17 protein-coding genes, 1 tRNA gene and 1 pseudogene are annotated in these 20332 nt (G+C 70.9%); 6 read left to right on the plus strand and 13 right to left on the minus strand.

What is annotated here, in order from left to right; all coding sequences use genetic code 11:
- Window positions 1-159: 159 nt before the first annotated feature.
- The 4 genes from K4B79_RS27235 to K4B79_RS27250 all read right to left on the minus strand — a co-directional run bounded on the left by K4B79_RS27235 (window position 160) and on the right by K4B79_RS27250 (window position 3986).
- Complete coding sequence (locus K4B79_RS27235; RefSeq protein ID WP_232029886.1) at window positions 160-1185, minus strand: L-idonate 5-dehydrogenase; 1026 nt, start codon at window positions 1183-1185, stop codon at window positions 160-162.
- Window positions 1186-1199: 14 nt separating this feature from the next.
- A complete protein-coding gene (locus tag K4B79_RS27240) occupies window positions 1200-1958 on the minus strand; it encodes an SDR family oxidoreductase (protein ID WP_232029574.1) in 759 nt (252 codons plus the stop codon).
- A 10-nt stretch (window positions 1959-1968) separates the two neighbouring features.
- Entirely contained in the window at window positions 1969-3366 is a 1398-nt protein-coding gene (locus tag K4B79_RS27245) for a GntP family permease (protein ID WP_232029575.1), read from the minus strand.
- Window positions 3367-3467: 101 nt separating this feature from the next.
- Window positions 3468-3986 carry a gluconokinase gene (locus K4B79_RS27250; protein ID WP_232029576.1) on the minus strand — a complete coding sequence of 173 codons (519 nt, stop codon included), beginning with the start codon at window positions 3984-3986 and terminating at the stop codon, window positions 3468-3470.
- Window positions 3987-4129: 143 nt separating this feature from the next.
- Between K4B79_RS27250 and K4B79_RS27255 the strand changes: the two genes are divergently transcribed.
- Window positions 4130-4831: a FadR/GntR family transcriptional regulator gene (locus K4B79_RS27255; protein WP_232029577.1), complete on the plus strand. Its 702-nt coding sequence runs from the start codon at window positions 4130-4132 to the stop codon at window positions 4829-4831.
- Window positions 4832-4854: 23 nt separating this feature from the next.
- On the opposite strand, the gene K4B79_RS27260 is transcribed toward K4B79_RS27255, so the two are convergent.
- From K4B79_RS27260 to K4B79_RS27270, 3 genes are all read right to left on the minus strand, one after another.
- Window positions 4855-5277 carry a YchJ family protein gene (locus K4B79_RS27260; RefSeq protein ID WP_232029578.1) on the minus strand — a complete coding sequence of 141 codons (423 nt, stop codon included), beginning with the start codon at window positions 5275-5277 and terminating at the stop codon, window positions 4855-4857.
- 29 nt (window positions 5278-5306) lie between these two features.
- Window positions 5307-5792 carry a hypothetical protein gene (locus tag K4B79_RS27265; RefSeq protein ID WP_232029579.1) on the minus strand — a complete coding sequence of 162 codons (486 nt, stop codon included), beginning with the start codon at window positions 5790-5792 and terminating at the stop codon, window positions 5307-5309.
- 310 nt (window positions 5793-6102) lie between these two features.
- Window positions 6103-6927, minus strand: a complete 825-nt coding sequence (locus K4B79_RS27270; RefSeq protein ID WP_232029580.1) for a hypothetical protein — start codon at window positions 6925-6927, stop codon at window positions 6103-6105.
- A gap of 122 nt (window positions 6928-7049) precedes the next feature.
- On the opposite strand from K4B79_RS27270, the pseudogene K4B79_RS27275 reads away from it, so the two are divergent.
- Window positions 7050-7409, plus strand: a pseudogene (locus tag K4B79_RS27275) (peptidoglycan-binding protein); the annotation flags it as partial.
- A 32-nt stretch (window positions 7410-7441) separates the two neighbouring features.
- On the opposite strand, the gene K4B79_RS27280 reads toward K4B79_RS27275, so the two are convergent.
- The 3 genes from K4B79_RS27280 to K4B79_RS27290 form a co-directional block, all read right to left on the minus strand.
- Complete coding sequence (locus K4B79_RS27280; RefSeq protein ID WP_232029581.1) at window positions 7442-8785, minus strand: M1 family metallopeptidase; 1344 nt, start codon at window positions 8783-8785, stop codon at window positions 7442-7444.
- A 68-nt stretch (window positions 8786-8853) separates the two neighbouring features.
- Window positions 8854-12717: a Pls/PosA family non-ribosomal peptide synthetase gene (locus K4B79_RS27285; protein WP_232029582.1), complete on the minus strand. Its 3864-nt coding sequence runs from the start codon at window positions 12715-12717 to the stop codon at window positions 8854-8856.
- A gap of 262 nt (window positions 12718-12979) precedes the next feature.
- Window positions 12980-13064: transfer RNA gene (locus K4B79_RS27290), tRNA-Leu, on the minus strand.
- Window positions 13065-13254: 190 nt separating this feature from the next.
- Between K4B79_RS27290 and K4B79_RS27295 the strand changes: the two genes are divergently transcribed.
- The 3 genes from K4B79_RS27295 (at window position 13255) to K4B79_RS27305 (ending at window position 15917) form a co-directional block, all read left to right on the plus strand.
- Complete coding sequence (locus K4B79_RS27295; RefSeq protein WP_232029583.1) at window positions 13255-14580, plus strand: M20/M25/M40 family metallo-hydrolase; 1326 nt, start codon at window positions 13255-13257, stop codon at window positions 14578-14580.
- 171 nt (window positions 14581-14751) lie between these two features.
- Window positions 14752-14985, plus strand: coding sequence for a chaplin ChpH (chpH, locus tag K4B79_RS27300; protein WP_232029584.1), 234 nt, complete (start codon window positions 14752-14754; stop codon window positions 14983-14985).
- A gap of 173 nt (window positions 14986-15158) precedes the next feature.
- Entirely contained in the window at window positions 15159-15917 is a 759-nt protein-coding gene (locus K4B79_RS27305; protein ID WP_232029585.1) for a chaplin, read from the plus strand.
- Between the two features lie 101 nt (window positions 15918-16018).
- Here the strand turns inward: K4B79_RS27305 and K4B79_RS27310 are convergent, their stop codons facing one another.
- On the minus strand, window positions 16019-16207 hold the full coding sequence (locus K4B79_RS27310) for a DUF5703 family protein (RefSeq protein WP_005485166.1): 189 nt from the start codon (window positions 16205-16207) through the stop codon (window positions 16019-16021).
- A 47-nt stretch (window positions 16208-16254) separates the two neighbouring features.
- On the opposite strand from K4B79_RS27310, the gene K4B79_RS27315 reads away from it, so the two are divergent.
- The gene (locus K4B79_RS27315) at window positions 16255-16959 is read left to right on the plus strand and encodes a hypothetical protein (RefSeq protein ID WP_232029586.1); all 705 of its coding nucleotides are present in this window, start codon (window positions 16255-16257) and stop codon (window positions 16957-16959) included.
- A 107-nt stretch (window positions 16960-17066) separates the two neighbouring features.
- Here K4B79_RS27315 and K4B79_RS27320 read toward each other — a convergent pair whose 3' ends face one another.
- Both K4B79_RS27320 and K4B79_RS27325 read right to left on the minus strand, forming a co-directional pair.
- The gene (locus tag K4B79_RS27320; RefSeq protein ID WP_232029587.1) at window positions 17067-19250 is read right to left on the minus strand and encodes a helix-hairpin-helix domain-containing protein; all 2184 of its coding nucleotides are present in this window, start codon (window positions 19248-19250) and stop codon (window positions 17067-17069) included.
- Window positions 19247-20230, minus strand: coding sequence for an aldo/keto reductase (locus K4B79_RS27325; RefSeq protein WP_232029588.1), 984 nt, complete (start codon window positions 20228-20230; stop codon window positions 19247-19249). The genes K4B79_RS27320 and K4B79_RS27325 overlap by 4 nt, the downstream gene beginning before the upstream one ends.
- Between the last annotated feature and the right edge of the window lie 102 nt (window positions 20231-20332).

The raw sequence follows: 20332 nt of genomic DNA on the forward strand, positions 1-20332 counted from the left end.
GCCATAGGCCCCGGGACGTCGGCCGCGCAGGCCGATGACGGCGGGCGGCGCCCCGGAGTGTTCCCATGATGGGACGCGCCCCCGTGTCCGGGAAGCGGCTTCGCCCAGGCTGCGAAAGCTGGGGCGAATCGATGCCAGGGGGGCGAGGTTCGGCCGACGTCAGGGCGTGAAGTCGAGCAGCACCTTGCACGACCGGCTCCGGTCCGCCGCCAGCGCGAACGCCGACTCGGCCTCCCGGACCGGGACCACCGCGCTGATCAGCTCGTCGAAGGCGGGCTCCGTCGCGAGCAGCGCCAGCGCCTCGTCGAACTCGCCGTCGAAGCGGAACGCGCCCCGCAGCTCGATCTCCCGGCTCACCACCAGGTTCCCGGCGAAGGGACTGGGCCCCGGCGGCAGCATGCCGAGCTGGACGAGGACCCCGCCGCGCCGGACCAGGCGGAGGCAGGTGTCCAGGCCCGCGGCCACCCCGGACGCCTCGACGGCGATGTCGACTTCGGACGGCCACCCGGGATCAGCCGGATCGTCCGCCCGTACGAGGGTGTCGGCGCCCGCGGCCGAGGCGTACGCCAGGGCCGCCGGGAGCAGGTCCGTCACCGTCACGTGGGCGGCGCCCGCGGCCCTGGCCGCCGCGACCACCAGACAGCCGATCGGCCCGGCCCCGGTGACCAGGACGTGCCGTCCCCGCACGTCCCCGGCCCGCCGGACCGCGTGCAGGGCCACCGACAGCGGCTCCGCGAGCGCCGCCCGACGCAGCTCCAGACCGGGCGGCAGGGGCCGCAACTGCTCGGCCGGTACGGTCACTTGAGCCGCGAAACCGCCCTGCACGTGCGGGAAGCGCGCCGCGCTGCCGAGGTAGCGCGTGTCCCGGCAGACGTTCCGGCGCCCGTCGGCGCACTCCGGGCACACCCCGCAGGGGGTCGCGGGGTGCACCGCGACGGCCGTACCGGGAACGGGACCCGACGCCCCGTCACCGTAGGAGACGACCGTGCCGACCACCTCGTGGCCCAGCAGCATCGGCTCCTTGAGGCGGAAGTCGCCGACCCCGCCGTGCCGCCAGTAGTGCAGATCCGAGCCGCACACCCCGCCGTAGCGGACGGCGACCAGGGCCTGACCGGGACCGGGCGCCGGAGTCGCCAACTCCTCCACACGCAGGTCGTCCTGACCGTGGATCACACAACCGAGCATCAGCGCGGCCCCCTTCACAGAACGCTCGTCATGCCGCCGTCGACGTACAGGATCTGTCCGCCGATGAAGTCCGCGGCCGGGGAGGCCAGGAACAGCACCCCGCCCACCAGGTCCTCGGTGCGGCCCCAGCGCCCGGCCGGAGTGCGCTTGCGCACCCAGGCGCTGAACTCCGCGTCCTCGACCAGGGGTTGGGTCAGCTCGGTCTCGATGTAGCCGGGCCCGAGGCCGTTGACCTGGACGCCGTACGGCCCCCAGTCGGCGCACATGCCCTTGGTGAGCATCTTCAGCGCGCCCTTGGTGGCGGCGTAGGGCGCGATGCCGGGCCGGACCACCTCGCTCTGCAACGAGCAGATGTTGACGATCTTGCCGTGGCCGCGTTCCGTCATCCGCCGGGCCGCCTCACGCCCCACCAGGAAGGCGCTGGTGAGGTTGGTGTCGAGGACGCGATGCCAGTCGGAGTCGGTGAACTCCAGGAGCGGGGCGCGCAGTTGCATGCCCGCGTTGTTGACCAGGATGTCGAGCGGGCCGACGCGTTCCTCGACGTCCGCGATCCCGGCGGCCACGGACGGGCCGTCGGTCACGTCGAACACGGCGGTGTGGACCTCGCCGGGCAGGTCCGCGGCCGCCTTGGTGAGGCGGTCGCCGTCGCGTCCGTTGAGGACGACCCGGCAGCCCGCCTCGGCCAGGCCCCGGGCCAGCGCGAGGCCGATGCCCCGGCTGGACCCGGTGACCAGGGCGGTCCGGCCGGTGATGTCGAACAGAGGGTGACTCATCCTCGTACTCCTAGATGATCAGCGACAGGAGCAGGACGATGCCGCCCGCGACCACCGAGATGATCGTCTCCATCACGGACCAGGTCTTGATGTTCTGGCCGACGCTGAGGCCGAAGTACTCCTTCACCATCCAGAACCCGGCGTCGTTGACGTGGCTGAAGAACAGCGAACCGGCGCCGATGGCCAGGACCAGCAGGGCCGCGTGGGTCGTGGACATGTCGGCGGCCAGCGGGGCGACCAGTCCGGCCGCGGAGACCGTGGCCACCGTCGCCGAGCCGGTCGCGAGGCGGATCGCCACGGCGATCAGCCAGGCCAGCAGCAGCGCCGGGATCGACCAGTCCTCGGAGATGTCCAGGATCATCCGGCCCACGCCGGTGTCGATCAGCGTCTGCTTGAAGCCGCCGCCCGCTCCGACGATCAGCAGGATGCCCGCGATCGGGGCGAGGCCCTTCTCGACCAGCGGGGTGAGCCGGTCGCGGCCGAAGCCGGCGGGCCGCAGCAGCGTGAAGATGCCCACGAGCACGGCGGCGAGCAGGGCGATCAGCGGGGAGCCGATGACGTCGAAGACCCGCTGGACGGTGTTCTCGGGGTCGTCGATGACGATGTCGACCAGCGCCTTGGCGAGCATCAGGACGACCGGGAGCAGGATCGTGATCAGCGTGGCGCCGAAGCCGGGACGCTTGTCCAGGTCCTCCGAGACGCGCTGGGGGATCATCCGGTCCGGGGCGGGCACATCCACCCAGCGGGCCGCGTACCGCGAGAACAGCGGACCGGCGATGATCACCGTCGGGATCGCCACGAGGACGCCGAGGGCCAGCGTGACCCCGAGGTCGGCCTTGACCGCGTCGATCGCGACCAGCGGGCCGGGGTGCGGCGGCACCAGGCCGTGCATCACGGACAGACCCGCCAGCGCCGGGATGCCGATCCGCATCAGCGAGTAGTTGCCGCGCTTGGCGACCATCAGCACGACCGGGATCAGCAGGACGACGCCGACCTCGAAGAACAGCGGCAGACCGATCACGGAGGCGATCAGGACCATCGCCCAGGGCATCGTCCGCCCGTTGGCCCGCGCCAGGATCGTGTCGACGATCTGGTCGGCGCCGCCGGAGTCGGCGAGCATCTTGCCGAGGATCGCGCCGAGCGCGATCAGCACACCCACACCGGCGACCGTGGTGCCGAGCCCGGTGGTGAAGCTGGTGATGGCCTTGTCGAGCGGGGCCCCGGCGAACGCGCCCAGCGCCAGCGACCCGATGGTCAGCGACAGGAACGCGTGGAGCTTGAACTTGGTGATGAGCAGGACGATGACGGCGATGCCCGCCAGGACGGCGATGCCCAGCTGGGCGTGGCCGGCCGAGGTGATCGGCTCGGGCGCGTCCGCTGCCAGCATCTCGACGCTGAGTCTGGTCACGGGGGTGGTTCCCTTGCAGGTACGGGGATGGGGGAGGGGGAGGTGCCGTGGGGGGTGGCGTTACAACGGGGCGTTACAGCGGGGGCGTTACCGCGGGGGTGTTACGCGGATGCGTCGGGAAGGGCGTCCAGCGCCCTGGTCGCGCGCTCGGTGATCTCCTCGGGGGTTCCGGAGACGTCCACGGCGACCCCGGCCTCGTCGGGCCCGAGCGGCTGGAGCGTGGCGAACTGCGAGTCCAGCAGGGCCGTCGGCATGAAGTGGCCCTTGCGGTGCGCCATCCGGTCCTCGATGAGCTTCCGGTCGCCCGTGAGGTGCACGAACGTGATCCCGGGAGCGGCGGCCCTGAGCCGGTCGCGGTACGACCGCTTCAGTGCCGAGCAGCTGACCACTCCGCCCAGCCCGGCCCGCCCGTGCGCCCAGTCACCGATGGCGTCGAGCCACGGCCACCGGTCCGCGTCCTGAAGCGGGGTGCCGGCCGACATCTTGTCGATGTTGGCCTGCGGGTGGAAGTCGTCGCCCTCGGCGTACGGGACGCCCAGCCGGTCCGCCAGCAGGGGACCGATCGTGGTCTTGCCCGTGCCGGCGACGCCCATCACCACGACGACGTGAGGGGTACGCATCACTGCCTCGCTGTCTTCCTCGACATCCGACGTCGACATCTGACGTCGGCCACACTGAAACCCATTAGGTACGACGAATTCAAGACCCTGACATAAATAAGTCTGACTTTTTCTTCCCGTGACGTGCCCCGTACGCTGAGTGCATGAGCACATCGGGCCGGGGGTTGCACGGCCAGGTACTGGAGATCCTCGGTCCCGCGATCACCGCGGGCGAGTACCCGCCGGGCAGCGTTCTGCGCACCGACGAACTGGCGCAGCGTTTCGAGGTGTCACGCTCGGTGATGCGCGAAGCGGTCCGGGTCCTGGAGTCCATGCACCTGGTCGAGTCCCGCCGCCGCGTGGGCGTGACGGTCCGCCCCACCGCCGAGTGGAACGTCTACGACCCCCAGGTCATCCGCTGGCGGCTGGCCGGCACCGACCGCCCCCGCCAGCTGCGCTCCCTGACCGTGCTGCGCTCCGCGATCGAGCCGGTCGCCGCGGGCCTCGCCGCCAAGCACGCCACGGCCGAGCAGTGCGCCGAGCTCACCGAGTGCGCCCTCGGCATGGTCGCCCACTCGCGCGGCCATCAGCTGGAGGGCTATCTGATCCACGACATGGCCTTCCACCGGGTGATCCTCAATGCCTCCGGCAACGAGATGTTCGCCCGCCTCGGCGACGTCGTCGCCGAGGTCCTCGCCGGCCGCACCCATCACGAGGTCATGTTCGAGGACCCCGACCCGGCCGCCGTCACCCTGCACGTCCAGGTCGCCGAGGCGGTCCGCGGCGGCGACGCGATGCGCGCGGAGGCGCTCACCCGCGAGATCACGGTCGGCGCCCTCCAGGAACTGGACATCCTGGCGCCCTGACCGTTCGGCGAGCTCCCGCCGGGTCAGTCCAGGAACTCCCCGTGGACGTACACCCATGCCCCCTCGACCCGTTCGAAGCGGCTGCGCTCGTGCAGTGAACCGCCCTTGAAGGACGCGCGGAACGTCACCGTCCCGGTGGCATGGAAGGCCGTGCCCTCACCGGTGGCGAGGATCTCCAGTCCGGTCCAGCGCATCCCCGGGTCGAACTCGACGCGTGGCGGGCGGGTGCGCGGATGCCAGGTCCTCAGCAGATAGGCCTCGTCGCGCTTCACGAACGCGCTGTAGCGCGAACGCATCAGCGATTCGGCGGTCGGCGGCTGCGCCTCACCCCGATGGAATCGGCCACAGCACGCGTCGTACGTCTCCGCAGGACCGCAAGGGCAGGAGGGCTTGCGAGCAGGGGCGGGACCGTGCTGCTGCCGGGATCGAGAGGCGCGTCGGGACATGGACTCTATTCTGCTGCACCATCGACCGGTCACTCATCGGGGTTGCTTGCCGCGCCTATTCCAGCATCATGCTGACCTGTCGGAGTGCTTGTGCCAGAGATTCGAGACGCAGTGCTGTTACGTTCGCAGACTCCAAAGAGAAATAGTTCTTCCCCTTCTGGGAGACCGCCAGAATCAATGGAGACGACAGCAGAGTCAGAACCTTTTCGATCTCCTGAGGGTCCGGCTTCGACTCCATCTCTCCTCGTATCGAACAGCCCGACCAGGTCATGAGGGGCCAGAGGAGTGTCTGATTGACGCCGAAGAACATCAGCCAGAAATTCCGCGCTGATGAGCGCAACACCATGTTCCGCTGCACGTTTTTTGATTCGATTCTCGGTGAAGGAAGGTCCGACGATGGCGACTTGATCGGCTTCATGCTTCTTTTTGTGTTCACGCAGCGTGTCGAAGTCCACCTGTTGCTCTCGAATGAGGCCCGAAGCTGAGCTCTTGGCGTCGACGATGATCAGCTTCATCTTGGTTTGCCCAAAAGGTACAGTGATAATGACGTCGGTGTTTCCCGGGCTACCGTCTCGCCTTGCGTCAAGTCCGAGGTACTCGAAGGCTGCTGCGATCGAGTTCTGAACCGGATCGGGTTGGCGGAATCCTTTGAAGCGGAAAGCAGCTCCAGTGCTAGGGATTCTTCTTTTGGCAATGCCCGGGATTCGTTCTGTACAGCTGGGAATTCGATACTACGACCGACTTCAGGTGGCAGGAGTGGGATTGTCTCCTTGAAGGCTTCGCCCAGAGGTGTGATCCTGAATCGAGCACACGAGATTTCTTCGATCAATCCGCATCCGCGGAGGATCTGCAATCGAGTTCTGATGCCGGCCACGTCCTCGCGTGGCATCCCGCGGTCGCGGCGAAGGTGTCCAGTCCGATCTGTTCGACCAAGCCGGTGCCACGCAACATGGAGATAGTTGCCGAAGTGGAAGATTCCTTGCTGCCGAATTCTGTCTGGCAGAAATTATAGAAATCCTTGCGTGAGACGCTGGGGATTGTGCAGCTAACTAGCGCCTGAAGACTTGCGATGGCATCACCATTGGTTCCCTTAGGGATAAATCCAATCGTTGACTTCCGGGCTTTGAGGCGGAGTTCGTCAAGATCGTTGAGTAGGGATTGAGTGGTTTCAGATGCTTTGGAAACGTCAACCACTCGGGTTTGATCGGCCTGTTGGGAATGTGGAAGTTTGGAAGCGTCAGCCACCTCTATGGAGGGGAGGAAGTCGCGACCCGCCTGAGTGAGAGTTAGCTTTTTGTCGAATCTGAGCTCGATGAGCGCCGCGCACCGAAGCCAGTTGGTTCTGCGGCGCAGCTGATCGAGAGATGACCATCCCAGTCCGAAGCGCTCATTGGCGAGACTCCTTAGTTCGTCATGGCTGAGGTCGCCATCTTTCAAAACGCTGAGGATTTCGCCAACAAATCGGACATGCGCATGTAGCGTCGCCATAAGCAGCTCGTCGTCGTTCTTCTCCAGCCATAGTTGAGCTGCGTCTGTCAGTTGAACGGTCTTGCGGTCGACCCGCTTTGCAAGACCGCAGGCACCCAGTCTGTGCATGGCGTCGCGGACTGTGGTTGTTCTGTCGGTCGGCCAGGGAATCTCGTCCGCCAAATGACAGTGATCTCGAATGAGTTCGAGTAGCGACCTCAAAGTCGTGACATGTTGGCCATGCCCCCCAGGCATCGAGGGCATCGATCCAGACCGGGAAAGCCAAGGCAAGGTTGTCGGGTACCCAGAGCGGCTCTGAAGATCCATGTGCCAACGCTAGGGACAGCATGCCGAGCCGCACGACCGATCTGCTGGGCGGCAAGGCACAGGCCCCGAAACCCACACCGCCGAAGCCGTCGTACGAGCCGTTCCCCGGCAGCGGCTTCTTCCACGTCGGGCAGAAGTCCCCGGTCATCACGGCCATGGGCCGCCGCCTGGTCGCCGAGGGCTGCGGCCGCTACGAGGAGGGCCCCGGCCCCGAGTGGACCGAGGCCGACCGCCTCTCCTACCAGGCCTGGCAGCAGAAGCTCCACTTCAAGGGAAAGGACGCCGACGGCATCCCGGGCCGGGTCAGCTGGGAGAAGCTCAGAGTGCCCAACTCCTGAGCGCCCGGCTCACATCCGCGGCCCCGCCGCCCCTACCCGGCCATCCGCGTGTCGGCCGAGGGCAGGGGCGGCAGCGCCGCGCCGTACACCCACGCCTCGAACACCTCGTCCAGCGGCTCGGAGGCGAACCGGTTCACATGCGCGGTGAACGTCGTCGTGCTCACCGCCCCGCCCCGGTGCAGCCCGGCCCAGCCGCGCAGCATCCGGAAGAAGTCCTCGTCGCCCATCGCGCACCGCACCGCGTGCAGGGTCAGTCCGCCGCGCTCGTAGAGCCGGTCGTCGAACATCGACTTGCGCCCGGGGTCGGCCAGCCGCAGGTCCTGGGGGAGCGAGGACAGCAACCGGTGCGCGGCGGCGGCCAGTTGCTGTGCGCTGCGGCCACCCGAGCGCTCCGACCACAGCCACTCCGCGTACTTCGCGAACCCCTCGTTCAGCCAGATGTGCCGCCAGTCCGCGATGGACACGCTGTTGCCGAACCACTGGTGGGCCAGCTCGTGCGCGACCAGCCGCTCCGAACCCCGGGCCCCGTCCACGTGGTTGGCGCCGAACAGCGACAACCCCTGGGCCTCGACGGGGACATCGAGCTCCTCCTCGGTCACCACTACCGCGTACTCGGCGAACGGGTAGGGCCCGAAGAGCTGTTGGAAGACATGCATCATCTGCGGCTGCCGCGCGAAGTCCCGGGAGAACTCCGGCAGCAGCTGCGCCGGGATGTGCCCGTGCTGCGGCACCCCGCCGAGGCCCGGGTCGGCCAGCACCACCGTCTGGTACTTGCCGATCGCCAGCCCCACCAGATAGCTGGACGTCGGCGCCGACTGCTCGTACACCCAGGTCGTCGTGGAGGCCTTCGTCGTCCGGGTCAGCAGGCGCCCGCCCGCCACCACCGCGTACGCCGACGGCGTGGTGATGGAGATCTGGTACGAGGCCTTGTCGGCGGGCCGGTCGTTGCACGGGTACCAGGACGGCGCTCCGACGGGCTGGCTCGCCACCAGCGCTCCGTCCTCCAGCTCCTCCCAACCCAGCCCGCCCCAGGGGCTGTTGACCGGTTTGGGATTGCCCGACCAGTGCACCTCGACGGTGAACGCGGCCCCGGCCCGCAGCGGCTTGGCCGGACGCACCCGCAGCCGTCCGCCCCGGTGCGTGTAGTGCGCCTGCCGGCCGTCCACCCGCACCCGGCCGACCTTGAAGTCGGCGAGGTTCAGCACGAACTCGGCGAGCGGCGACCGTCCCGCGATGGCGTTGATCCGGCCCGTCCCCGCCAGCCGGTTGGGGCCCGGACGGTAGTCCAGCGCCAGCTCGTAGCGATGGACCCGGTAACGGGGGTCGCCGTTGGCCGGGAAGTACGGGTCCGGACCCACTGCCTGCTGAACCGTCACTGCTGCGTCTGCTCCCTGCACTGCGCTCGGACTCGGTGCACCGCCCTCCCGTTCCGAGTGGCCCGTGCTCAGGGTCGCCATGCCTCGATCGGATTGCCCAGCCAGCGGGTGTCGTCGGGGACGGACTCCGCGGCCATGACCAGCGACGCGGGGCCCAGGGTCGTACGGGCCCCCACCGAGCTGCCGGGCAGGACGATTCCGCCAGGACCCAGCGTCGCGCCCTCACGGAGGACCACAGTATCCGTCCGCAAGATCCGGTCGTGGAAGAGGTGCGTCTGGAGCACACAGCCCCGGTTCACCGTCGCCGCGTCGCCCAGGGTCACCAGGTCGGTCTCGGGCAGCCAGTAGCTCTCCACCCACACGCCCCTGCCGATCCGTGCGCCGAGCCCGCGCAGCCACGCCGTCATCACCGGCGTCCCCGGTACGGCACCGGCCAGCCAGGGCACGGCCAGCACCTCGACGAAGGTGTCCGCCAGCTCGTTGCGCCACACGAACCCGCTCCACAGGGGATGCTCCCCGGCGCGGTGCCGGCCGACGAGCGCCCACTTGGCCGCCACCGACACCAGACCGGCCGTGATCCCCGCGCCGAACAGCACGAGCCCCGACAGCAGCGGCGCCCAGGCGCCCAGCGACGCCAGCGCACACAGCGCCGCCACCGTCAGCACCGCCAGCCACGCCGAGCAGAACACCGGCACGATCCGGCACAGCTCCACCACACCGCGCGCCCACAGCAGCCGCGCCGGCGGGTCGTAGGTCCGGCTCTGGTCCCCGCCGCTCGTGCTGCGGGGCAGCTTCACCGGCGGCAGCCCCAGGTACGAGGTGCCCTTCTTGGCCTTCTTCGGCGTCGCCGACAACACCCCGACCAGCCCACCGTCCGGCACGGACCGCCCCGGAGCGGTCATCCCCGAGTTCCCGAGGAAGGCCCGCCGCCCGATCTCGGCCCGCCCGATCCGCATCCAGCCGCCGCCCAGCTCGTACGGCGCGGTCAGCGTGTCGTCGGCCAGGAACGCGCCCTCGCCGACCGTCGTCAGGCTCGGCAGCGCCAGCACCGTCGACACCTCGGCGCCCCGCCCGATCCGCATTCCGAGCAGCCGCAGCCACACCGGCGTGACCAGGCCCGCGTACAGCGGGAACAGCGTCTCCCGCGAGCGGTCCATCAGCTGCGTGACCGTCCAGGCCTGCCAGCCCACCCTGCTGTGCGTCGGATACGTGCCCTCGCGCAGCCCCAGGCTCAGCAGCCGTACGGCGATCAGGAGCAGCAGCGCGTACGCCAGGCCGAAGGCGAGCGTCGCCGGTATGAGAGCCAGGGCGGCGCCCGTCAGCGGCGCGTCCGGGGTGAAGAACACCCGGGCCACGAGGAACGCGGCCGCTCCGGCCAGCACGGGCAGCGCGGTGAGCGCGAAGCCCGTGATGCCGTACATGACACGCCAGTACGTGCCCCGCACCGGCCGCTCCTTGGGCCAGTTCCGCTTGGCCTTGCCGAGCTTGACCGCGGGGGCGCCCGCCCACCGCTGCCCGGTGGGGATCTGGCCGGTCACGGCCGAACCCGGCGCCACCTCGGCCCGCTTGCCGACCCGGGCGCCCGGGAAGAGCATGCTGCGCGTGCCGACCACGGCGTGCGCGCCGACCCTGACCGCGCCGATCTCCAGCCGGTCGCCGTCCAGCCACCAGCCCGACAGGTCCACCTCGGACTCGACGGCCGCGCCCCGCCCCAGCCTGAGCATGCCGGTGACCGGCGGCAGCGAGTGCAGATCCACGTCGGGACCGATCCTGGCGCCCAGCGCCCGCGCGTACCGCTCCAGCCACGCCCCGGTCAGCGAGGTCGCGCCGCTGAACTCGGCCAGCCGCTCGGCGGTCCACAGCCGCAAGTGCACCCCGCCGCCGCGCGCGTACCGTCCCGGCCGCACCCCGCGCAGCAGCAGCCGCGCCCCGCCCGCGGCGAGCGCGAGCCGACCGGGCGGACTGAACAGCAGCACCGCCCCGGCCGCGACCAGCCACCAGGGGGCCGTCGGCAGCCAGGCGTACCCGGGCAACAGATTCCCGGCAGCGGCCAGCACCACGCTCCAGCGCAGCCCCATCAGCGTGAACAGCGGGACCAGCAGCAGAAGCTGGATCACCTGGGCGCGCACCGGCACCGGGGCGACGACCCGCTCGGCCCCGTCGTCCTGCGCGGACTCCTCCAGGTGCCGGGCCAGCTTGCGCAGCACGGGCTGCTGGTAGATGTCCAGGACGGCGGCGCTCGGGTAGCGGGTCCGCAGCCGAGTGGTCAGCTGGGCGGCGGCCAGGCTGCCGCCGCCGATCGCGAAGAAGTCGTCCCGCGCGCTCGCCACGGGGATGCCGAGCACCTCGCTCCACTGCTCGGCGAGCCACGCCTCGGTGCCGTAGAGCTGCTCGACCGGACCCGCGTTCTCCAGCTCCTTCAGCGGCCAGGGCAGCGCGCTCCGGTCCACCTTGCCGCTGGTACGGGTCGGCAGGTCCTCGACCGGCGCGAGCAGCGGGACGAGCGCGGCGGGCAGCTCGGCCCGCAGCTTCTCGACGGCCGCCGCGTGGTCCCACCCGTCCTGGGTGACGACATACCCGACCAGCAGCTGATTGCCGCTGCGCGCGGTCCGTACGGCGGCCGCGGCCCCCGCGACCCCGGGCAGCGCCTGCAAGGCGGCATCCACCTCACCGAGCTCGATCCGCCGCCCGCCCAGCTTGATCTGCTCGTCCGCCCGGCCCAGGAACACCAGCCCCTCGGGCTCGGCCTTGACCAGGTCCCCGCTGCGGTACGCCCGCTCCCAGCCCAGCGACTTCAGCGGCGCGTACTTCTCCGCGTCCTTCTCGGCGTCCAGGTACCGGGCCAGCCCCACCCCGCCGATCACCAGCTGCCCGGTGCCGCCCATCGGCACCGGCTCCCCGGCCTCGTCGACGACGGCCAGCTCCCAGCCGTTCAGCGGCAGCCCGATCCGGATCGGCTCGGCCCCGCTCATCAGCGAGGCACAGGCCACCACGGTCGCCTCGGTGGGCCCGTAGGTGTTCCACACCTCGCGCCCCTCCGTCACCAGCCGCTGCGCCAGCTCCGGCGGACAGGCCTCACCGCCGAAGATCAGCAGCCGTACGTCGTTGAGGGTCTCCGGCTCCCACAGCGCGGCCAGCGTCGGCACCGTCGAGACGACGGTGATCTCCTGCTCGACCAGCCAGGGCCCGAGATCAGCCCCGCTCCTGACCTGCGACCGGGGCACCGGCACCAGACAGGCCCCGTACCGCCACGCCAGCCACATCTCCTCGCAGGACGCGTCGAAGGCCACCGACAGCCCCGCCATGACCCGGTCACCGGGCCCGATCGGCTCCTCGGCGAGGAACAGGGCCGCCTCGGCGTCCACGAACGCCGCCGCGCTGCGATGGCTGACGGCGACGCCCTTGGGCTTCCCGGTCGACCCGGAGGTGAAGATGATCCATGCGTCGTGCTCGATGCCGGGCCGGGCGGCGGGGACGTCGGAGCGCCCGTTCAGGACCAGCTCGTGCCCGGCCCCGATCACGGCCCGGACCTCCGCCTCCCCGAACACCAGCTCGGCCCGCTCGTCCGGGTCCTCGGCGTCCACGGGCACATAGGCGGCACCGGCCGCCAGCACGGCCAGGATCGCCACGTACAGCTCATTGGTCCCGGACGGCACCCGGACCCCCACCCGGTCCCCGAGCCCGACCCCGGCACCGGCCAGCGCGCGCCGCAGGTCCTCCACCTCCACGGCGAGCTGCCGGTAGGTGAGCCGAGAAGTCCCGTCGTCCAGGGCGAGTTCGTTCGGGTACGACCGCACGGAGGCGTCGAAGATGTCGACGAGCGTGCGCGCGGAAGCCGCCGGCCCCCCGGAGAAACGTGCCGTGTCGCCGAACCGCTCGCGTATCTCTTCGTCGAGCAGACCGAGAGCGCTGCTCTCGTGTGTGGCTGCCATCGGGTCCTCGCGTCTCGATCCCGGAAGTCCGGGGCGCTGGCGGGGCCCGCAGGTCTGCCTGGGGTTGTCCGGGTCCAGCTCCTGTCCGTAACAAGCCGGAAATTTTAGTACGACGCTAGGTTCGGGCCTCTCGCTTCGCCACCCGGAGCGGCCGTACGGGGCCGACGGCACCCCGGCTGACCTGGTGATCTTCGTGCGGACGAGACATGCCCCACACAACGGGCGAAGGCCGCGACCTGATGGTCGCGGCCTTCACCGTCAGTGTCCGAGGGGGGACTTGAACCCCCACGCCCGATAAAGGGCACTAGCACCTCAAGCTAGCGCGTCTGCCATTCCGCCACCCGGACAAGGTGTCTGTCGTGCGGGGTTTCCCTCGCGGCGACGAAGGAAACATTACCAGGCTTCCGAGAGTGCCCGATCAACCCCCCCACGCCGGCGTGAACGGCTTGTGACGGGCCGGGACCGGTCTTGGGCGGGTGCCGCCGGAGAGAGAGGATGAGGGGGAACCACCAGCAGCGACAGCGCGGGAGGAACAGCGTGAGCGAGACGGACACGGCCAGGGGAGTCACCGGTCAGGACGAGGTCGTGGACCTCTGCCGCGAGCTGATCCAGATCGACACCAGCAACTACGGCGACCACTCGGGCCCGGGTGAGCGCAAGGCGGCCGAGTGGGCCGCCGAGAAGCTCGCCGAGGTCGGCCTCGAACCCAGGATCTTCGAGTCGCACCCGGGTCGCGCCTCCACCGTGGCCCGCATCGAGGGCGAGGACCCGTCCCGGCCGGCCCTGCTCATCCACGGCCACCTCGACGTCGTACCGGCCAACGCGGTCGACTGGACCCACCACCCCTTCTCCGGCGAGGTCGCGGACGGGTGCGTGTGGGGCCGGGGCGCGGTCGACATGAAGGACATGGACGCGATGACCCTGGCGGTCGTGCGCGACCGGATGCGCAGCGGGCGCAGGCCGCCCCGGGACATCGTGCTGGCCTTCCTCGCGGACGAGGAGGCGGGCGGCACGTACGGCGCCAAGCACCTCGTGAAGAACCACCCCGAGCTCTTCGAGGGCGTCACCGAGGCGATCAGCGAGGTGGGCGGCTTCTCCTTCACGGTCAGCGAGCAGCGGCGGCTCTATCTGATCCAGACGGCCGAGAAGGGCATGCACTGGATGAAGCTGACCGTGGCCGGCACCGCCGGGCACGGGTCGATGATCCACCGGGACAACGCCATCACCGAACTGTCGGAGGCCGTCGCCCGGCTCGGCCGGCACACGTTCCCGGTGCGGGTCACCAAGACCACCCGGGCCTTCCTCGACGAACTCGGCGACGCGCTCGGCACCGAACTCGACCCGGAGGACATGGAGTCGACCCTCGCCCGGCTCGGCGGCATCGCCAAGCTGATCGGCGCCACCCTCAGCAACACCGCCAACCCCACCCAGCTGAACGCCGGCTACAAGGTCAACGTCATCCCCGGCGAGGCCACCGCCCACGTCGACGGGCGCTTCCTGCCGGGGCACGAGGAGGAGTTCCTCGCCGACCTCGACCGGATCCTCGGCCCGACCGTGCGGCGCGAGGACGTGCACTCCGACAAGGCCCTGGAGACGTCCTTCGACGGCGCGCTGGTCGAGGCGATGCAGTCCTCGCTGCTCGCCGAGGACCCGACCGCGAAGGCCATCCCCTACATGCTCTCCGGCGGCACCGACGCCAAGTCCTTCGACGACCTCGGCATCCGCGGCTTCGGTTTCGCGCCGCTGAAGCTGCCGCCGGAGCTGGACTTCGCCGGGATGTTCCACGGCGTCGACGAGCGGGTACCGGTGGACGGGCTGCAATTCGGCGTGCGGGTGCTCGACCGGTTCATCGACGCGTCCTGAATCAGCGCGTCCTGAATTGCCTTACTGAAACGACACTTCAGTATTCGCTCGGATGTGCGGACCCCACTGGGAAGAGTGAATGCGACGATAAGCTCGTAGCTCCATTACTCCCTCCTCGTTACAGGTGATGCGATCCGCTACTTGGGATCGCATTGCCAACAAGGAGGAATAATGATCAAGAAGGTCGTCGCTGCTGCGGCTGCCACTGGTGGCCTGGTTCTCGCGGGTGCGGGCATGGCCGTCGCCGACTCGGGTGCCCAGGGTGCCGCCGTGCACTCCCCGGGCGTCCTGTCCGGCAACGTGGTCCAGGTTCCCGTTCACATCCCGGTGAACGTCTGCGGCAACACGGTCTCCGTGATCGGGCTGCTGAACCCCGCCTTCGGCAACACCTGCATCAACAAGTGACGTTGTGCCTCGCCCCGTGAGGGGCTGAGCCCGTCGGCCCCGGAGCACACGCCATGTGCTCCGGGGCCGACGGGCCTTTTCGGAACGGTTTCTTTTCGAGCACCGAGAACGTTGATGATCTCGATACATGTTCGAGAAATTACGGGACAACGTCGAAAGGCAGGGATCAGTAAATGCGACAGGTCACCCGCAAAGGCCTGATGACCGTGGCCGCCGCGACCGGCGTGATCGCCGCCACGGGGGGTGCCGCGCACGCCGACTCGGGCGCGCACGGTTCCGCTTCCAACTCGCCCGGTGTGCTGTCGGGCAACTCGGTGCAGGCGCCGGTGAACGCACCGGTCAACGTCTGCGGCAACACGGTCAATGTCGTCGGGGTGCTCAACCCGGCGATGGGCAACAAGTGCGTCAACACCGGCGTCGAGACCGATGACGGCTACGGGGGCTCCGGAGGCTCGCACTCCGGCGGACACACCGGCGACTCCCCGGGCGTCGGCTCGGGCAACCATGTCGAGGTGCCGATCCACGCCCCGGTGAACGCCTGCGGCAACAGCGTGGACGTCGTCGGGGTGGGCAACAGCACCACCGGCAACGACTGCTCCAACGGCGGCGGGCACACCGGCACGCCTCCCGGCGGAACCACCCCGCCCGGCAGCGAGCACCCCGGCAACCCCGGCACCCCGGAGCAGCCCGGTGGACCGGGCGGCCCGGGACAGCCCGGCGGACCGGGCGACCCCGCCACCCCGCCCGCTCCGGAGGGCGGCAAGCCGGGCGGCAACCAGCCCGGTACCCAGACCGTCACCCAGCCCCACGGCGGCTCGGCCCAGCTCGCGCACACCGGCAGTGACCTGCCGATGGGCCTCGCGCTTCCGGTGGGTGCGGGGGCGCTGCTGGCGGGAGTCGTGCTCTACCGCAAGGCCCGCGCCTCTGTGTGAACCGGGGCAGGAGTGATCGAAGCACCGCGAACCTCCCCGGCGGTGCACGCCGCGGAGCGGGCCCTGCCTCGGTGGGCCCGCTCCGTTTTTGTCGCCTCAGTTCACCACGTGGCGCGTACCTGGCGGATGATCCGCCGTCGCAGCCGCACCCTGCGGCTGCCGTCGCGCAGCAGGCTCAGGCGGTCCAACTCCCAGTGACCGTACTCGGCATGGTCCGTCAGCAGACGAGTGGCGTCCTTGCGGGAGACCCCGCGCGGTACGTACACGTCGACAAATTCGTATTCCGGCATCGCATCTATTGTGCGGGCAGAGCCCCGCTACGGATAGCGTCTGCACTATGTCTGATGCTGTGCAGCCCACCGCTGCCGAGGTACGCGCCGCCGCCGAGGCGGTCAAGACCGCGCTCGACCGCCACCTGGCGGCGGTCGAGCGCAGGTCGGGCGAGGACGACCCGGCCGTCTACGAAGCGTTCAACGAGCTGGCCGCGGCCGCCGAGACGTACGACGAACTGCTCTACGACCGATACGACGAGGTCACGCCCTTCGAGATCCCCGCGGCGGAGGAATCGCTGCCCCCGTACACCGGCCCGGAGGAGCCGAACGCGCTGAGCGTGCTGATCCGCCGCGACTACGCCGTGGTGGAGCCGCAGCGGCTGCTGGCACAGGCCCAGCGGGTGGAGGCCGCGGACGACGAGGCCGCGGCAGGCGTGGCGTCCGGCACGGTCCACGGCGCACTGGGCCTGCTGTTCGGCGAGTTCGAACCGGACGAGATCGCCTCCCGGCACAAGGAGTTCGGTCTGGAGGAGGGCGACTCCACCCTCTGGGTCACGGCCTCGGACGAAGCGGCCGATCCCGGCGAGTGGCTGGAAGCCCCGTTCGAGCAGGTCGACGAGCAGCGGGTGGTCTGTCGCTTCGACGTCAGCGCGGTCTTCGACGACGAGATCGATGACGTGGACGACGGGGACGACATCGAGGACGCCGACGACCTCGACGCGGAACTGGACGAGGACGAGGACCTGGAGCCCCTGGACGCGGATCGCTGATCCGACGGCCGGGCCCGTACGGCAGCGGCGGCGCCACCGGAGACCGACCTCCGGCGGCGCCGCCGCTGTCCTGTACGGGCCCTCGTCACGAGGACTCCCGCGCCGGGTCAGTCGGCCGTCGGTACCTGCGGGGCCAGCAGCACGGGAAGCCGGGTCGTGCGCGGCCTGGCCACGACCTCGGCCACGGCCCGGGGCAGTGCCTGCTCCACGCCGTGGACCACGGACAGATGCCGGTCCGCCCGTCCGAACGCCGTGTAGACCCACGGCCGGCTGAGAGCCTGCGCCGCGTCCCCGGGCAGCACCGCGACCACGGCAGGCCATCTGCCGCCCACCGCCTGGTGCGCGGTCAGCGCCCACCCGTGTCGCACGGACTGCTCCACCCGCTCCTTCGGTACGACGACCGCCTCGCCGGCGCACGACAGGTGCAGCCCGCCCGCGTCGGCCCCGACCACCCGGCCCGGCACCGTGCGGCCCGGGACGGGGGAGTAGGCGACGCGGTCACCGGGGTCGAAGCCGCCGAAGCGGCCGGGACCGGGGTTGAGCCGCTCCTTCAGTGCCGCGTTCAGCACCCGGGTGCCGGCCGCGCCGCCGTGTCCCGGGGTGATCACCTGGGTCTCCTCGGCGGGAACCCCGAGCGCCCGCGGCACCGAGTCCGCGACGAGCTGCACGGTCCGGTGGACTGCCTCGCCCGCGTCCCTCACCGGCACGATCACGACCTCCTTGCCGGGCGCCTCGACCTGGCTCAGTTCACCGACGCCGATGCCCGAGACCAGCTCGCCCAGCGGCCCGGGGTCCGGCCGGCGGGAGGCGACCTGGGGGCAGATCCGCGCGGCCAGCAGATCCGCGAAGACCCGCCCGGGACCCGCGGACCACAGCACCGCCGGATCACCGGCCAGCACCAGCCGGGCGCCGTCCGGCAGCGACTCCACGAGCAGCGCCGCCGTCTCCACGTCCAGCGCCGGGGCGTCGAGCACGACGAGCAGATCGAGCGCGAACGCCCCGTCGGAGTCCCGCCCGGGACCCTCGGCACCGGAGAGCAGTCCGGCGACGGTGGCGACACCGGCCTCCTGGGCACTGTCCGAAGAGCCGTCAGCAGGGCCGTCCGTTCCGGCCGAACTGCCTGTCAGGGCCGTGAAGCGGGAGCGGCCGATCGGGCTGTGGGTGGCGGCCCAGGCCCGCAGGCCCAGACCACGCGCCGCGCCCAGCAGGGCCGCCGGTTCCGTGAGGGAGGCCTCGCCGCCGGTGTGCAGGACCAGGCCGTGGCCCGCGACCGCGCGGATCAGCTCGGCGGCCGAGCCCGGGGCCGAGGCGGCGGCCTCCTCCCACGCGGCGGCCGAACCGTCCTCCTTCGGCACGGAGTTGATCAGCCGGGCCAGTCCGTCGGCGAGGCTCTCCTCCGCGAGGGCGTACCGCTCCAGACCCACCAGGACACGGACCGGCCGCTCCTCCTCGTCCTCGTCCTCCTCGCCCTCCGCCGCCTCCCGCCGGACGGGCGCGCCCGGTTCGTCCAGGGCGTCCTGGAACACCAGGGCCTCGCCCTCCGCCAGGGTGTCCTGGACGGCCGCGACGGGATCCGGCACGTGCCGCTGGGTCAGCGCCGCGGTGAGGGCCGACATCTCCAGCGCGGTGTGCCCGGCCAGAGCGGCCTGCTCCAGCAGCCAGACGGTGAGCGCCCGGCCGCGCCGCTCGTCCTCGGGACCGCACTCCGCGCCGAGCAGCGCCCGCGCGAAACCGTCGGCCTGCTCGGGGCGCACCCCGCCGACACGCAGCAACTGCCAGGGATCCGCCCGCAGGTGGTCCTCGGCCCCGTCGCCGAGCGTCGTGGCGGCCTGCGCCGCGAGGGACTCCGGGGCACCGCCCCCGGCCAGCACCCGCCGTACGGCTTCGACGGTGTCCGGCGCGGGAGCCGTGGCCGGGGCGGCGACCGCCGCCGGCACCGGCCCCGCCTGCCGTACCGCCCCCGGAGCGGGGCGCCGCGGCGGTTCCGGCTCGCTGAAGACGGTGTCCGCGGGCTTCTCGCCGCTCTCCACGGCCCGCACGGCCGCGAGCAGATCGGCCGCCGTCCCGCTGAGCTTGGCCCCGGCCGCGACGGCCGCCCTCTTCTCGGCCTTGCGCTTCTCGATCCGCTCGCGCTCGATCCGCTGGGCGGCGAGTTCGGCCTCGGCCTCGGACAACTGCTTGGCGCCTTCACCGGCCGCGGGGCCGGCGCCCTCTTCCACGGCCTCCGCGACGTCCGGCGTCCCCGACTCGGTGTCCTCGGCGTCCCCGGCGGTCTCCGGCTCCGTGCTCACAGCGTGCTCCAGTCGTGATCGGGATAGCGGTGCACGGGCGCCGACACGTCGTCGAGCGCCCGGCAGATCTCGTCAGGAAGACTAAGGGCCTCCACTGACAATGCCGCCGCGAGCTGCTGCGCGTTGCGCGCGCCGACCACCGGCGCGGCCACGCCCGGCCGGTCCCGGACCCAGGCCAGGGCGACCTGGAGCGGTGTCGCCGCGAGCCCGTCCGCCGCCGTGGCGACGGCGTCCACGATCCGGCTCGCCGTGTCGTCGAGGTACGGCGCGACGAACGGCGCCAGATGCTCCGAGGCGCCCCGCGAGTCGACCGGCGTGGCGTCGCGGTACTTGCCGGTGAGCACCCCGCGCCCGAGCGGCGAGGAGGGCAGCATGCCGATCCCCGCGTCGAGGGCGGCCGGCAGCACCTCTCGCTCCACTCCCCGTTGCAGCAGCGAGTACTCCATCTGCGTGCTCGCCAGCCGGGTGCGCAGACCGGGCGCCGCGAGCTGCCAGGTGGCCGCCTTCGCCAGCTGCCAGCCGCAGAAGTTGGAGACCCCGGCGTAGCGGGCCCGCCCGCTGCTCACGGCCAGGTCCAGGGCCTGGAGGGTCTCCTCCAACGGGGTGTCGGGGTCGTAGGCGTGGACGTGCCACACGTCGACGTAGTCCGTGCCGAGCCGGGCGAGCGAGGCGTCCAGCGCGGAGAGCAGGTGGCCGCGCGAGCCGTCGAAGCGGCGGTCGGGGTCGGGCACGCTGCCCGCCTTCGTGGAGATGACCAGGTCCCGGCGCGGCACGAGCCCTTCTATGAGACGTCCGAGCAGATACTCGGACTCCCCGTCGCCGTACACGTCCGCGGTGTCGACGAGGGATCCGCCCGCCTCCCAGAACGTCTTCAAGAGGTCCGCGGCGTCGTGCTCGTCGGTGTCCCGCCCCCAGGTGAGGGTGCCGAGCCCGATCCGGGACACACGCAGGCCGGTGCGGCCGAGATGCCTCTGCTCCATGAACGCCGAGATTACTGGCCAGAACCTGCCGTGTGGGGGCCTGTGGACAACCAGTTTCCCCAGGGGCACGGGAGTTGGAGCCGGGCCCGGCGCGCGCCACGA

The organism is Streptomyces lincolnensis, from assembly GCF_021173675.1.
Lineage (GTDB): Bacteria > Actinomycetota > Actinomycetes > Streptomycetales > Streptomycetaceae > Streptomyces > Streptomyces lincolnensis_B.

What these genes read in the sequence shown, in the direction of transcription:
- K4B79_RS27235 (WP_232029886.1), bottom strand. Translation starts at nt 1,185, where the DNA reads ATGCTCGGTTGTGTGATCCACGGTCAGGACGACCTGCGTGTGGAGGAG.
- K4B79_RS27240 (WP_232029574.1), bottom strand. Translation starts at nt 1,958, where the DNA reads ATGAGTCACCCTCTGTTCGACATCACCGGCCGGACCGCCCTGGTCACC.
- K4B79_RS27250 (WP_232029576.1), bottom strand. Translation starts at nt 3,986, where the DNA reads ATGCGTACCCCTCACGTCGTCGTGGTGATGGGCGTCGCCGGCACGGGC.
- K4B79_RS27255 (WP_232029577.1), top strand. Translation starts at nt 4,130, where the DNA reads ATGAGCACATCGGGCCGGGGGTTGCACGGCCAGGTACTGGAGATCCTC.
- K4B79_RS27260 (WP_232029578.1), bottom strand. Translation starts at nt 5,277, where the DNA reads ATGTCCCGACGCGCCTCTCGATCCCGGCAGCAGCACGGTCCCGCCCCT.
- K4B79_RS27265 (WP_232029579.1), bottom strand. Translation starts at nt 5,792, where the DNA reads ATGAAGCTGATCATCGTCGACGCCAAGAGCTCAGCTTCGGGCCTCATT.
- K4B79_RS27285 (WP_232029582.1), bottom strand. Translation starts at nt 12,717, where the DNA reads ATGGCAGCCACACACGAGAGCAGCGCTCTCGGTCTGCTCGACGAAGAG.
- chpH (WP_232029584.1), top strand. Translation starts at nt 14,752, where the DNA reads ATGATCAAGAAGGTCGTCGCTGCTGCGGCTGCCACTGGTGGCCTGGTT.
- K4B79_RS27305 (WP_232029585.1), top strand. Translation starts at nt 15,159, where the DNA reads ATGCGACAGGTCACCCGCAAAGGCCTGATGACCGTGGCCGCCGCGACC.
- K4B79_RS27310 (WP_005485166.1), bottom strand. Translation starts at nt 16,207, where the DNA reads ATGCCGGAATACGAATTTGTCGACGTGTACGTACCGCGCGGGGTCTCC.
- K4B79_RS27315 (WP_232029586.1), top strand. Translation starts at nt 16,255, where the DNA reads ATGTCTGATGCTGTGCAGCCCACCGCTGCCGAGGTACGCGCCGCCGCC.
- K4B79_RS27325 (WP_232029588.1), bottom strand. Translation starts at nt 20,230, where the DNA reads ATGGAGCAGAGGCATCTCGGCCGCACCGGCCTGCGTGTGTCCCGGATC.